Consider the following 12,351-nt stretch of genomic DNA (forward strand, 5'->3'; position numbering starts at 1 on the left):
GCTCGGGCGAGAGCATGCCGGAAAGAGCTGCCTTAACGTCATCGACGAGGTTGTAGATGATCGAATAGTAGCGGATCTCGATGCCGGCAGCGGCAGCAGCCGTGCGCGCCTGCGCATTGGCGCGGACGTTGAAGCCGATGATCGCAGCGCCCGAGGTCTCGGCAAGCGAGACGTCGGTTTCTGTGATGCCGCCGGCACCCGAATGGACGATCCGTACCCTGACCTCGTCGTTGCCGAGCTTTTCGAGCGCAGCGTTGATCGCCTCGATCGAGCCCTGCACGTCGCCCTTGATGACCAGCGGAAACTCCTTCAGCCCGCTCGCTTGCAACTGCGACATCATCTGCTCGAGCGAGCCGCGCTGGCCGGCATGCTTGGCCACCGCCTTCTCGCGCGCCAGGCGCTGGCGATACTCGGTGATCTCACGCGCACGCGCCTCGTTGTTGACGACCGCGAAGCGGTCGCCTGCCTGCGGCGTGCCCTGGAGGCCGAGCACCTCGACCGGCATTGCCGGCGGCGCTTCCGGCACATGCTCGCCGCGATCGTTGACCAGCGCGCGGACACGGCCCCATTCGTTGCCGGCGACGATGATGTCGCCGGGCATCAGCGTGCCAGTCTGCACCAGCACGGTGGCGACCGGACCGCGGCCCTTGTCCAGCTGCGCCTCGATGACCGCGCCTTCGGCGGTGCGGTCGGGATTGGCCTTGAGGTCGAGGACTTCGGCTTGCAGCAGAATCGCTTCCAGCAGCTTGTCGAGATTGGTGCCCTTGGTCGCCGAAACCTCGACGTCCAGCACCTCACCGCCCATCGATTCCACGAACACTTCGTGGCGCAGCAGTTCAGTGCGCACCTTCTGCGGGTCGGCGTCGCGCTTGTCGATTTTGTTGATCGCCACGATGATCGGCACGCCGGCCGCCTTGGCGTGATTGATCGATTCGATCGTCTGGGGCATGACGCTGTCGTCGGCCGCCACCACCAGCACGGCGATGTCGGTCACCTGGGCGCCGCGAGCGCGCATCGCCGTGAAGGCGGCGTGGCCGGGCGTGTCGATGAAGGTGATCTTCTGACCGTTCTTCTCGATCTGGTAGGCGCCGATATGCTGGGTGATGCCGCCGGCCTCGCCTGAGACGACATTGGCGTTGCGGATGGCGTCGAGCAGCGAGGTCTTGCCGTGGTCGACATGGCCCATGATGGTCACCACGGGCGGACGCGACACCAGGTCTTCCGGGCGGTCGGCGATGTTGAACAGGCCTTCCTCGATGTCGGACTCGGCGACGCGGCGGACCGTATGGCCGAACTCGGAAGCGACCAGCTCGGCCGTATCGGCGTCGATGACGTCGCCCGGCTTCAAGATCTGGCCCTGCTTCATGAAGAACTTGACCACGTCCACGGCGCGCTCGGACATGCGCTGCGCCAGTTCCTGGATGGTGATGGTTTCGGGCAGGATCACTTCGCGCATGACTTTCTCGCGCGGCTCGTTGTGCATCGCGCGCTTGAATTTTTCCTGGCGGCGGCGCATCGACGACAGCGAGCGGCCGCGCGCATCTTCATCCGACAGCGCGGTGTTCAGCGTCAGCTTGCCGCGGCGACGGTCTTCCTCGCCCTTGGTCGGCTTGGCCGGCCGCGCGACTTCCGGCGTGACCAGACGGCGCACAGGCGCTCCGGCGCCGGCACCACCAGGGCGCCGCGGCTTGACCTCCTCTTCCTCGTCGGCCGTGGCCAGTTCGGCGGCTTGCGGGGCGCGGCGGCGCGCTTCTTCCTCGGCGCGGCGGCGGGACTCGGCCTCGGTTTGCAGACGTGCCTCTTCCTCGGCCTGACGGCGGGCGGACTCCTCACGCTCGCGCTTGCGGCGCTCTTCCTCCTCGGCGCGGCGCTTGGCCTCTTCCTGGGCGCGCTGACGATCCTCGATCTCACGTGCCTTGGAGCCTTCGAGCGCCCTGCGGCGCGCTTCCATCTCGCCGCGCGACAATTCGTTCAGCACCATGCCGGAGCGTTCCGGCTGCGGCGGCGCCTTTGGCGCTTCCGGCACGGCAGGCGCGGGTGCCGCGGCTGCGGGCTTCGGGGTGAAGACGGACGGCGCCACCGGCTCCGGCTTGTCGCCGGGCAGCGAGAACTTGCGCTTCTTGGTCTCGACCACGACCGACTTGGTGCGTCCGTGCGAGAAATTCTGGCGCACGGTGCCCTGCTCGAGGCCAGGGCGCTTCAGCGTCAAGGTCTTCTTCGGCGTAACGCTCAACGTCTTGTCGTCGCCCGATTTCGTATCGCTCATTCCATATCCTCTGCGGCATCATCATCGTCAGCAACGGCCGCAAGCATTGCCAAATCGTCCGGGGTTCCGCCCCGATAACGGTCGAGCGCAACCATGCGCTTCTCAACCGCCTTACCCGCATCCTGCGCGAGGACGGCAGCATGTATCACATTTGTACCCCCCAATGCCAAGCTCAACTCGGCTTCGGGGAAAAGTTTGTAGGCCGGTGTAGCGGGGCCGCCGAGATGAACGGTTGCCCGCCGCGCCTGACTGATCTTGCGCACGCCGTCGTCCGAGGCTTCCCTCGCGTGCAGCACGAAGAGCGCCTGCCCGTCGCGCACGGCAGCCTCTACCTTGGCGGCGCCCAGTACGACCGCTCCGGCCTTGCGAGCAAGACCCAACATGCCCAGGGCGGATCTGGAAAGCAGCCCGTCGACCATGTCGCCGAGTTCGGCTGGAACGGTGACCTGCGCCTTGAAAGCGCGGGCAAACAGGTTCTTCGCCGCTGCCTTGTCGATATGTAGGCGATCGGCGGTGACCCAGCAACCGCGGCCGGGCAGATTTCGCTTGATGTCCGGAACGACGGCCGAATCCGGGCCGACGACGAAGCGGATCAGTTCATCCGCTTCGGCCTGCCTGCGCGTGACGATGCAAGTGCGATCGTTCATGTCGTCCACGGGTTTTGCGATTGGTGGTCACCTCACGCACCGACGGTTTCACCGGCCGCTTCCTCAGCGGCCAGTTCTTCCTCGGAAATCCAGCCGGCCTTCTTGCGAGCGGTCAGCACCATCTGCTCGGCATCGGCGCGCGAGACGCCGTGATCGGCGAGCACACCGGGATAGACCTTGGTTTCGCCGTCCTTGCGTTCCTTCCAGCCGATCAGGTCGTCGGCGGCATAGCCGGCGAAGTCCTCGATCGTCTTCACGCCGTCCTCGCCGAGGGTCACCATCATGGCCGTGGTGATGCCGGGGATCTCGCGCAGCTCGTCCTCGACGCCGAGCGCCTTGCGCTTCTCGTCGTGCTCGGCCTCGATCGTCTCCAGATATTCGCGGGCGCGCGACTGGATTTCCGAAGCGGTGTCCTCGTCGAAGCCGTCGATCGAGGAGATTTCGCCAGAATCGACATAGGCGACTTCCTCGACGCTGGTGAAGCCTTCCGAGGCAAGCACCTGGCCGACCATCTCGTCGACATCGAGGGCTTCCATGAAGAGGGCCGAACGCTCGACGAATTCCTTCTGGCGGCGCTCGCTCTCTTCCTGCTCGGTCAGGATGTCGATGTCCCAGCCGGTGAGCTGCGAGGCAAGACGAACATTCTGGCCGCGGCGGCCGATGGCCAGCGACAGCTGGTCGTCCGGCACGACCACCTCGATGCGCTCCGCATCCTCGTCGAGCACCACCTTGGCGACTTCCGCCGGCTGCAGCGCATTGACGATGAAGGAAGCGGCCGAAGGCGACCACGGAATGATATCGATCTTCTCGCCCTGCAATTCGCCGACCACCGCCTGGACGCGGCTGCCGCGCATGCCGACGCAGGCGCCGACCGGATCGATGGAGGAATCCCGCGAGATGACGGCGATCTTGGCGCGCGAGCCCGGATCGCGGGCGACCGACTTGATCTCGATGATGCCGTCGTAGATTTCCGGTACTTCCATGGTGAAGAGCTTGGCCATGAACTGCGGATGCGTGCGCGACAGGAAGATTTGCGGGCCGCGCTGCTCGCGGCGCACGTCGTAGACATAGGCGCGGACGCGGTCGCCATATTTGTAGTTCTCGCGCGGGATCAGCTCGTCGCGCCGGATGATCGCCTCGCCGCGGCCGAGGTCGACGATGACGTTGCCATATTCGACGCGTTTGACGGTGCCGTTGACGATCTCGCCGATGCGGTCCTTGTACTCGTCATACTGACGATCGCGCTCGGCCTCGCGCACCTTCTGGACGATGACCTGCTTGGCCGACTGCGCGGCGATGCGGCCGAAATCCATCGGCGGCAGTTGTTCGGCGATGAAGTCGCCGAGCTGGGCGTCGGGATTGCGCTCGCGCGCCGTGGAAAGGGCGATCTGCGTCGCGTAATCCTCGACCTTCTCGACCACTTCCATCAGCCGCTGCAGCTTCATCTCGCCCGTATTGGGATTGATGTCGGCACGGATATTGGTTTCCTGCCCATAACGCGAACGCGCCGCTTTCTGGATCGCATCGGCCATCGCCGCGATGACGATCTGCTTATCGATCGACTTTTCACGCGCGACCGCATCGGCGATCTGCAGCAGTTCGAGCCTGTTGGCGCTTACAACCATTGTCTTTCTCCCGACTTCGCTCCGGGCATCGGCCCTGAAGCTCGATCAACTTTCCTGTTCGGTTTCGCTTTCTTCGCCGGCGACTGCATCTTCTTCCGCTTCGCCTCGGCGTTTTTTTGCTTCCTTGCGGGCCCTGTTGTCCTTCGACAGGGCCTCGCGAATAAGATCGTCGGTCAGCACCAGACGCGCCTCGGCAATCGCGTCATAGGGCACGCGCACCGTCGGCTCTTCGCCATAGGCCGCCTTGTCGCGCTCCAGCAAGATGCCGTCGGAGTCCGCCTCGGCGATCTTGCCTTTGAAGCGCTTGCGGTCGCCGATGAGGACCGACGTCTCCATCTTGACCAGATGGCCGGTCCAGGTGGTGAAATCCGATTTGCGCACCAGCGGCCGGTCGATGCCCGGCGACGAGACTTCGAGATGATACGCCTTTTCGATCGGATCTTCGACATCGAGCGCGGGCGAAACCGCGCGGCTGACCTCTTCGCAATCCTCGACGGTCATGGTGCCGTCGTCGCGCTCGGCCATGATTTGCAGCGTCAGCCCGTTCTGGCCGGTCAGTTGCACCCGCACGAGGCGGAAGCCGATGGCCTTCAGCACCGGCTGTATGATCAGCGCAATGCGCGCATCGATACCGCTTTCGCGGATGATACGGTCGTCGGCCTCGCTTGCCGCTGCGGTCATAAGTTTCCTGTCGCCTTGTCGCTCCGGCCGGCAGGTAACAAAAAAGAGCGGGACCGGGTGGACCCACTCTTCGTCATACCGACCAAGAATTTGAGGCTGATATAAACGATCCCGCCCGGCGTTTCAAGCCTGACGATGCATCGGAAGCCCCGACGGTAGCAGCGTTGCGTGCCGAGCATGGCAGCCATGCGCCGGCGCCTCTGTAACCTTCGCCTGCCGACACCCATCTATGTTGCGGTGCAGAAAGAAAGGTCGGGCGCACTGGCGCGCGAAGGTATTTGTCATGGACCGTGGATTATTTTTGTGATTGGCGATTTTCTTGGCACGTTCGGCAGCGCGGCTGCCGCATCGCGGGCCGTCGAGGCGAACCGCAAGCCGCGCCGCAGCGACCTGAAGAAACTCGGCATCGACCTGGCCGCCTTCGACAAGCTCGGCCGCTTTTAGGCCGCCCACGGAAGAAACGGACAATAGCTGAGTTCGAGCTTAAGCCTCGAGGCGCAGAATTCGTTGGCGGTCGCGGCTTCTTCGAGAGGCAGCCCTCGCCCCTACTTCTGGGCTTCTACGAGCGACGCAGCGATTGCAGCAATCGAACGGAACAAGACAAGCGGATCGTCCTTCGTCGGCAGAAATCCCCGTCTTTGCCAGAATTGCGCCGCCTCCCCGTCGATTGCATTGACCATGAGCGCACGTCCTCCAATCAGATCTGCAGCCTCAACGCAGCGCTGGAGCGCGTGCTTCAGCAAGCCAGTGCCGACACCGCGCCCAGCCCATTCTGTATCGGTCGCAAGCTGGCCAAGGAGAAGACAGGGCACCGGATCGGGCGGTTGCCCTGTGCGAATCGACCGGGGCAAGATCGACGGCACCACAGCCGTCGGCGCCAAGGCATAATATCCGACCACTCGGCCGGCCTCGTGGACAACGAGAACGGCCGTGAAGCCTTTCTCCTGATTGGAGAGCGCGCGCGTTTTCAGCCAGTGATCAAGTGTAGGTTTCCCGCAGGAAAACCCGGAAACGTCGTGAGCTGCGCCAAGCGGTTCGGGAGCCGATAAGGCCACGGCCTAGCGCTTTGCTGCGTAACCGGCTTCCCAGGGCGCGGGCCGCTTTGCCAATTCCACCATGTCGGGAACCGGAGCGACCGGGGCTGACAGAACCTCGATAAACTCCGCGAAGCCTTCCGGGCTCATGCGGATAAGGCGGCTGTCCATCAACACATCTTCGGCCGCGCGCACGGCAGCATCGCGCACGAAATCCGTGCGGGACCGGCCGCGGAGAGCGGCGGCACGATCAATGATCGCCACGTCGGCCTCCGGCAGGCGCATCGAGATCGGGTATTCCTTACGTTCCACCGTGGCGGCCATAGTTAATCTCCCTGCCGTTAATATGGCAGCATGTAGCGCGAACTGCAATACGTCCAAGCCGGCCGCAAGCCGAGTTCTCTGCGACCGGAAGACCGCTTTGGCAGGCGGTCCCCCCGCTGCTGAGCGGCTGGTTACCGGTCCCTGGGAAGTTAGTGCTCGATAGCGTCCGGCCTACTTCCGGATAAAGGTCAGATAGGCGGGCCGCCTTCCCGCGCGAAGGGCCTTTGCCTCGTAGCGGGTGCCGGGCCAGCCCTCATAGGGCGTGTGCCAGTCGGCAGCCTCGTTTGCCTGCCAGGCGAAACTGCCATTGGCGCTGCAGGCGAGCAGCGTCCAGTTCACATAGCTGTCGATATCGGAGGCGAAGCGGAATCTCCCGCCCGGCTTCAGCACCCGGGCCAACCGGTCGAGATTGGCGGGGCTGACAAAGCGCCGCTTCCAGTGCTTCTTCTTCGGCCAGGGATCCGGATAAAGCAGGTCGATGCCGTCGAGCGAGGCTGGCGGCAGCCAATCGAGCAGACGCGTGGCGTCGTCGTCATAGACTCTCAGATTGGCGAGCGGGCGCTTGTCGAGCGCCGTCATCATCTTGGCCATGCCGTTGACGAAGGGCTCGACGCCGATGAAACCGGTCGCCGGAGCCTCCGTCGCGCGATGCAGAAGATGTTCGCCGCCGCCGAAGCCGATCTCGAGCCGACAGGCTGAAACGTCCGCCTTGAACAGCGTTCCAAGGTCCGCGGGTGCCTCCGCCGTCAGGTCGAGGCGATAGGCGCGCAAGCCACGTTCAAGCGCCTCGGCCTGCTGCGGACGAATGGTCTTGCCGTGCCGGCGGCCGAAAAATCCTTCGGTCGCGCGGCTTGGCCTGTCGGTTGGCTCCATGAACAGGTCTGGCGACGCCGTCAGGCGGCAATCGCATCGGCAACCGCGTCCTTGAGCGCCTTGGCAAGGTCCGTCTTCTCCCAGGAGAAGGAACCGTCCCGGCCGGCCTTGCGGCCGAAATGGCCATAGGACGAGGTTTTCGCGTAGATCGGCTTGTTGAGGTCGAGATGACGGCGGATGCCGGAAGGCGAGAGGTCCATCACCTTGCGCAGCGCCTCCTCGAGCCTGGCCTCGTCGACCCTGCCGGTGCCGTGCAGGTCAACATAGACCGACAGGGGCTGGGCGACGCCGATGGCGTAGGAAAGCTGGATGGTGCAGCGGTCGGCGAGCTTGGCCGCTACCACGTTCTTGGCGAGATAGCGCGCCGCATAAGCAGCCGAACGGTCGACCTTGGTGGTATCCTTGCCGGAGAAGGCGCCGCCGCCATGGGGCGCAGCACCGCCATAGGTATCGACGATGATCTTGCGGCCGGTGAGGCCGGCATCGCCGTCGGGCCCGCCGATCACGAACTTGCCGGTCGGGTTGATGTACCAGTTGCAGTCGTCGGCGACCTTGAGTTCGCCAAGCGCCTCGCGGACGTAAGGCTCGACGACATTGCGGACCTTCTTCGAATCCCAGCTCGAGTCGAGGTGCTGGGTGGAAAGCACGATCTGCGTCACTTCCGCCGCCTTGCCGTTGGCATAGCGCACGGTGACCTGGCTCTTGGCGTCCGGGCCGAGCTTGGCGGCCTCGCCGTTGCCTTCGTGGCGCGCGGCGGCAAGCAATTCGAGGATCTTGTGACTGTAGTAGATCGGCGCCGGCATCAGGTCCGGCGTCTCGCGGCAAGCATAGCCGAACATGATGCCCTGGTCGCCCGCGCCTTCCTCGCCCTGGCGGTCGGCGGCATTGTCGACGCCCTGGCCAATGTCCGGCGACTGGCCGTGCAGCAGCACCTCGATCTTGGCCGTCCTCCAATGGAAGCCGGCTTGCTCGTAGCCGATCTCACGGATGGCCTTGCGGGCGACCGATTTGAACTTGGTCGGATTGACGACCGGGTGGCCCGCCGCATCCTTGAGGATGTTGCCTGCCTTGTCCTTCTTCAGCAGCGTCTCGGGAACCCTGACCTCGCCGGCGATGACGACGCGGTTGGTGGTGGCCAGCGTCTCGCAGGCAACGCGCACCTTCCACGGGTCCATGCCCGTCTTCCTGGCCTCGCGATAGACGAGATCGACGATCTCGTCGGAGATACGGTCACAGACTTTGTCGGGATGGCCTTCGGAGACGGATTCCGAGGTGAAGAGATAGTTCTGCCGCGTCACGGGTGTCCCCTCTTGAAAAGGATCGGCAAGGCTGCCGTTTTTGGCGCGCCACGTGTTAGCGGTGCCGGGCGCCGCTCGTCAAGCGGCGCGACAGATCTGGCATGACTATCGGCACAATCAACTTGTGCCACCGGCGGCAGGGTACCGCCGGCGACATGAGCCTGGATTCACTCGGCGTCGTCCGGCGAAAGGGACTTCACAAGATCGATAATCCGGCGCCGCACCTTGACGTCGGGAATCTTGACGAAGGCACGATTGAGCTGAAGCCCTTCCGGGCTGCCGCAGAATTCGATCGCGAAAGTCATCGAGGCATCCTCGGCAAATCCCCGATTGCCGGTGACCGCCTCCTGACCGGGGGCGTCCTCGAAGAAGAAGGCGACAGGGACGCTCAGGATGGAGGCGATTGCCTGCAGGCGGCTGGCGCCGACCCTGTTGGTCCCCTTTTCGTACTTCTGTATCTGCTGAAACGTGATGCCGAGATTTTCACCCAGCTTTTCCTGGCTCATTCCAAGCATATTGCGACGCAGCCGAATACGACTGCCGACATGAATGTCGATCGGATTCGGCTTCTTCTTGTTCTCTTCTGTCATTTTTTCCTCGCCGAATTTTTCCGGCTTTTTCTATTTTTGCCGCCCAAACGAAACCGGAGCCACCTGCCCCAACAGACCCCTCCAACCGACTTCGAGAAATTTTAGGCGTTACAGTATGAGTTTCTAATGTGCCGACTGTCAATTCACCCGTAGCCGCTGCCTTACATTCAATGTGAGGGCCGCGAGGGCAAACAGCAACATGATCAGCAATCCGTTAATTCGCCGCTGATCGGCGGTTAGCAGGGCGCGCCCGGAAACCGGCACATGGGCGTCGATGGCGCCGCGCGCATCGACTGCCAGGGCATCGACGATGCGCCCACGCGAATCGACAACGGCGGAGATGCCGTTGTTGGCCGCACGCAACAAAGGCACTCCATTCTCCACCGCACGAATCTGCGCCTGCCTGAAGTGCTGGTAAGGGCCTGGCGTGTCGCCAAACCAGGCGTCGTTGGTGACGTTCACAATAAGCTCGGATGACGCTGCATCGATTGCAACGAGGTCAGGAAAGATGACCTCGTAACAGATGAACGGAACCGCGCGCAGGCCGTTCGGCACCGCGATCGGATGGCGTTCGTTGCCGGCGGCGAAATTCATCGGTCCGGCAACGAGCTGGCCTATGCCGAAACGCTCGAACAGGCCGGCAAAAGGCAGATATTCGCCGAACGGCACCAGATGCACCTTGTCGACAGCATCGACGATCTCGCCCTTGTCGTTGATCGCCACCACGGAGTTGTAATAACGGCTGCCGGCATTGCCTGCGCCACCCTCCTCGCGCACCACGCCGGCGATCAGCATCTGGCCGTCGCCCAGCATATCGCCCAAGGCCGTCAGCGCGTCCGGACGCTCCGTGAACAGGAACGGCACGGACGTTTCCGGCCACAGGATCAGTTGCGGCTTGGCATGGCCTTGCTCCGGTGCCTTCGCCGAAATCCCCATCAGCGTGGCGAAGATGCGGTCGCGCACCGAGGCATCCCATTTCTCGGTGAGGTCGACGGCGGGCTGAACGATGCGCACGTCGATCGAGCGGGTGGCCGGCGGGGCTGGGACGGCAAGCCTGAAATAGCCGAAGCCGACGTGAGCGGCAACGAGAGCGACGAACAAGGCCAAGCCCAGCCTGAGATGCCGGCGCGCCGCGACAAGCGCCGGCAGGGAAAAGACAAAAACGGCGAGCGCGTTCATGCCGATCATGCCCGTCACCGACACGCTTTGCATCAGGAGGGGCACCGGCATTGCGGCATAGCCGACGGCATTCCAGGGAAAGCCGGTGAACAGGAAATCGCGCAGCCATTCCGCAAGGCCGAAGCCGAAGGCAAGTGCGGCGATGCGGCCGATATCACTGCTCCAGCAAAGCCGCGCCACGAGCGTCGCAAAACCATAGAAGAAGGCGAGCCCAAAGGGGATGCCGACGACGGCGAAGGGCAGCGCCCAGGCGAAGCTGTCGGCCTCGACAAGAAGGGCCTGGCCGATCCACCAGAGGCCGGCGAGGAAATAGCCGAAGCCGAACCACCATCCGATGGCGAAAGCCGGGCGAAGGCGACGCAGCCAGCCGTCGGAGGCTTCACCGGTGGCGCCGTCGAGCAGCCAGACAAGCACCGGAAACGAGACGAAACAGACGGCGAAGAAATCGTAAGGCGCCTGGGCGAGAACCGCGAGCGCTCCCGCGACAAACGCTACCAGCGACCGCCGCCACCCCCACAGCAGAATTATCCGGCCGGCAAAGCGCTGCATTCAACTTTCCAAGTCGCGCGAATCAGGCAGCCAGAGATTTAACAGGCCGAGCCGGATGCTCCAAACACGAGTAAGCGCAACCAAATTCACGGTCGCGCTAACGGTGCCACCCTTCAATGCTGAGGCCGCTCAGTCGCTCGGCCTCCTCTTTGGGCACAATGCGCACGGTCTGTGTGGTCATCGATCGCATGAGCGAATATCAGGCCTGCTCGGTGCGCGCCGCGCGGCGGCGCTGCCGTTCGCCCTTCGGGCTCTGCACGATGCGCACCCGCTTGACGCGGCGCGGATCGGCGTCGAGCACGTGGAATTCGAAGCCCGGTATGGCCTGCACCACTTCGCCACGGGCCGGAACCCGGCCGAGCGTGTTGAAGATCATGCCGCCGATCGTGTCGACATATTCACCGTGCTCGCCCGCGGCGAAATCCTCGCCGATCATCTTGGCGACCTCGTCGATCTCGGCCTTGCCGTCGACCACGAACACGCCCTCTCCGATCCGGGTGATCATCGGCTCGTCGTCGTCGTGCTCGTCCTCGATGTCGCCGACCACCATCTCGACGATGTCCTCGAGCGAGGCGAGGCCATCGGTGCCGCCATACTCGTCGATGACCAGCGCCATCTGGGTGCGCGTCGTCTGCATGCGCCCCATCAGGTCGGAAGCAAGCATCGATGGCGGCACGAACAGCACCGGCCGGATCAGGTCGAGATCGCCGATGGTGCGGGCGAGATCGACCTGGGCCAGATCGAGAATGGTCGGCGCCTGGGCCTTCCTGTTCGCGCGGCCCTTCTTGACGCGGGCGACCTTGGTGATGTGGGCAAGAACGTCGCGTATGTGGACCATGCCGCGCGGATCGTCGAGCGTTTCGGAATAGACCGGCATGCGGGAATGACCGGACTGTTCGAAGAGGCCAAGCAGATCGCCAAGCGAGGTGGTGATCTCGACTGCCTCGATATCGGCACGCGGCACCATGACGTCCTCGACGCGCACTTCGCGCAGCCGCAGGATGTTGTTGAGCATCGCACGTTCGCCGGGCGAGAAGGATTCGGCATCGGTGGCCGTCTCGGCCAGCGCGTCGGCGATCTCCTCGCGCAGGTTGGTGCCGTTGCGGTGCCTGAACAGGCCTAGCACGCGATCGAAGAGAGAAGGACCGGCATGCGGAGGCTCGGCGGCCACGCTGCCGGTCGGAATACTCGGACTGGAGCCCTCTTCCGATTTTTCGGAAGGCTTGGCCGCACTGCCGGCGTCCGGACGGGCGGCAGTTTCTGGTTTATCGTTCATCGCCATCAG

12 protein-coding genes are annotated in these 12,351 nt (G+C 63.9%); 1 reads left to right on the forward strand and 11 read right to left on the reverse strand.

The features are described 5' to 3' along the window. The 4 genes from infB to rimP form a co-directional block, all read right to left on the reverse strand. Positions 1–2,266 (reverse strand): translation initiation factor IF-2 (gene infB / locus EOA49_RS16035; RefSeq protein WP_127243248.1); only part of this gene is annotated, 2,266 nt, incomplete at its 3' end. Further along, positions 2,263–2,913 carry an RNA-binding protein gene (locus tag EOA49_RS16040; RefSeq protein WP_095777502.1) on the reverse strand — a complete coding sequence of 217 codons (651 nt, stop codon included), beginning with the start codon at positions 2,911–2,913 and terminating at the stop codon, positions 2,263–2,265. The genes EOA49_RS16040 and infB, both read right to left, overlap by 4 nt. A gap of 32 nt (positions 2,914–2,945) precedes the next feature. Continuing rightward, positions 2,946–4,538 carry a transcription termination factor NusA gene (gene nusA / locus EOA49_RS16045; protein WP_127239968.1) on the reverse strand — a complete coding sequence of 531 codons (1,593 nt, stop codon included), beginning with the start codon at positions 4,536–4,538 and terminating at the stop codon, positions 2,946–2,948. Positions 4,539–4,583: 45 nt separating this feature from the next. Continuing rightward, positions 4,584–5,219 carry a ribosome maturation factor RimP gene (gene rimP / locus EOA49_RS16050; RefSeq protein ID WP_067324531.1) on the reverse strand — a complete coding sequence of 212 codons (636 nt, stop codon included), beginning with the start codon at positions 5,217–5,219 and terminating at the stop codon, positions 4,584–4,586. Between the two features lie 177 nt (positions 5,220–5,396). Between rimP and EOA49_RS16055 the strand changes: the two genes are divergently transcribed. Beyond that, positions 5,397–5,663 carry a hypothetical protein gene (locus EOA49_RS16055; RefSeq protein ID WP_127239967.1) on the forward strand — a complete coding sequence of 89 codons (267 nt, stop codon included), beginning with the start codon at positions 5,397–5,399 and terminating at the stop codon, positions 5,661–5,663. 101 nt (positions 5,664–5,764) lie between these two features. On the opposite strand, the gene EOA49_RS16060 is transcribed toward EOA49_RS16055, so the two are convergent. The 7 genes from EOA49_RS16060 to EOA49_RS16095 all read right to left on the reverse strand — a co-directional run bounded on the left by EOA49_RS16060 (position 5,765) and on the right by EOA49_RS16095 (position 12,342). After that, entirely contained in the window at positions 5,765–6,274 is a 510-nt protein-coding gene (locus EOA49_RS16060; RefSeq protein WP_127239966.1) for a GNAT family N-acetyltransferase, read from the reverse strand. A gap of 3 nt (positions 6,275–6,277) precedes the next feature. Further along, the gene (locus tag EOA49_RS16065; protein ID WP_067324525.1) at positions 6,278–6,577 is read right to left on the reverse strand and encodes a DUF1778 domain-containing protein; all 300 of its coding nucleotides are present in this window, start codon (positions 6,575–6,577) and stop codon (positions 6,278–6,280) included. Positions 6,578–6,748: 171 nt separating this feature from the next. Then, positions 6,749–7,450: a tRNA (guanosine(46)-N(7))-methyltransferase TrmB gene (locus tag EOA49_RS16070; protein WP_127239965.1), complete on the reverse strand. Its 702-nt coding sequence runs from the start codon at positions 7,448–7,450 to the stop codon at positions 6,749–6,751. A gap of 20 nt (positions 7,451–7,470) precedes the next feature. Further along, positions 7,471–8,748: a methionine adenosyltransferase gene (metK, locus tag EOA49_RS16075; protein ID WP_066996328.1), complete on the reverse strand. Its 1,278-nt coding sequence runs from the start codon at positions 8,746–8,748 to the stop codon at positions 7,471–7,473. 167 nt (positions 8,749–8,915) lie between these two features. Further along, positions 8,916–9,338, reverse strand: a complete 423-nt coding sequence (locus EOA49_RS16080; RefSeq protein WP_095777507.1) for a helix-turn-helix transcriptional regulator — start codon at positions 9,336–9,338, stop codon at positions 8,916–8,918. Between the two features lie 138 nt (positions 9,339–9,476). Further along, entirely contained in the window at positions 9,477–11,066 is a 1,590-nt protein-coding gene (gene lnt, locus EOA49_RS16085) for an apolipoprotein N-acyltransferase (protein ID WP_066996322.1), read from the reverse strand. A gap of 199 nt (positions 11,067–11,265) precedes the next feature. Then, the gene (locus tag EOA49_RS16095; protein WP_127239964.1) at positions 11,266–12,342 is read right to left on the reverse strand and encodes a hemolysin family protein; all 1,077 of its coding nucleotides are present in this window, start codon (positions 12,340–12,342) and stop codon (positions 11,266–11,268) included. Positions 12,343–12,351: the final 9 nt, after the last annotated feature.

The sequence above is a fragment of the Mesorhizobium sp. M1A.F.Ca.IN.020.04.1.1 genome, from assembly GCF_003997315.1.
Taxonomy (GTDB): domain Bacteria; phylum Pseudomonadota; class Alphaproteobacteria; order Rhizobiales; family Rhizobiaceae; genus Mesorhizobium.

Bases quoted from the DNA above. Each gene is read 5' to 3' on its own strand.
- EOA49_RS16040 (WP_095777502.1), bottom strand. From the start codon at position 2,913: ATGAACGATCGCACTTGCATCGTCACGCGCAGGCAGGCCGAAGCGGAT.
- nusA (WP_127239968.1), bottom strand. From the start codon at position 4,538: ATGGTTGTAAGCGCCAACAGGCTCGAACTGCTGCAGATCGCCGATGCG.
- rimP (WP_067324531.1), bottom strand. From the start codon at position 5,219: ATGACCGCAGCGGCAAGCGAGGCCGACGACCGTATCATCCGCGAAAGC.
- EOA49_RS16055 (WP_127239967.1), top strand. From the start codon at position 5,397: ATGGCAGCCATGCGCCGGCGCCTCTGTAACCTTCGCCTGCCGACACCC.
- EOA49_RS16065 (WP_067324525.1), bottom strand. From the start codon at position 6,577: ATGGCCGCCACGGTGGAACGTAAGGAATACCCGATCTCGATGCGCCTG.
- EOA49_RS16070 (WP_127239965.1), bottom strand. From the start codon at position 7,450: ATGGAGCCAACCGACAGGCCAAGCCGCGCGACCGAAGGATTTTTCGGC.
- EOA49_RS16080 (WP_095777507.1), bottom strand. From the start codon at position 9,338: ATGACAGAAGAGAACAAGAAGAAGCCGAATCCGATCGACATTCATGTC.
- lnt (WP_066996322.1), bottom strand. From the start codon at position 11,066: ATGCAGCGCTTTGCCGGCCGGATAATTCTGCTGTGGGGGTGGCGGCGG.
- EOA49_RS16095 (WP_127239964.1), bottom strand. From the start codon at position 12,342: ATGAACGATAAACCAGAAACTGCCGCCCGTCCGGACGCCGGCAGTGCG.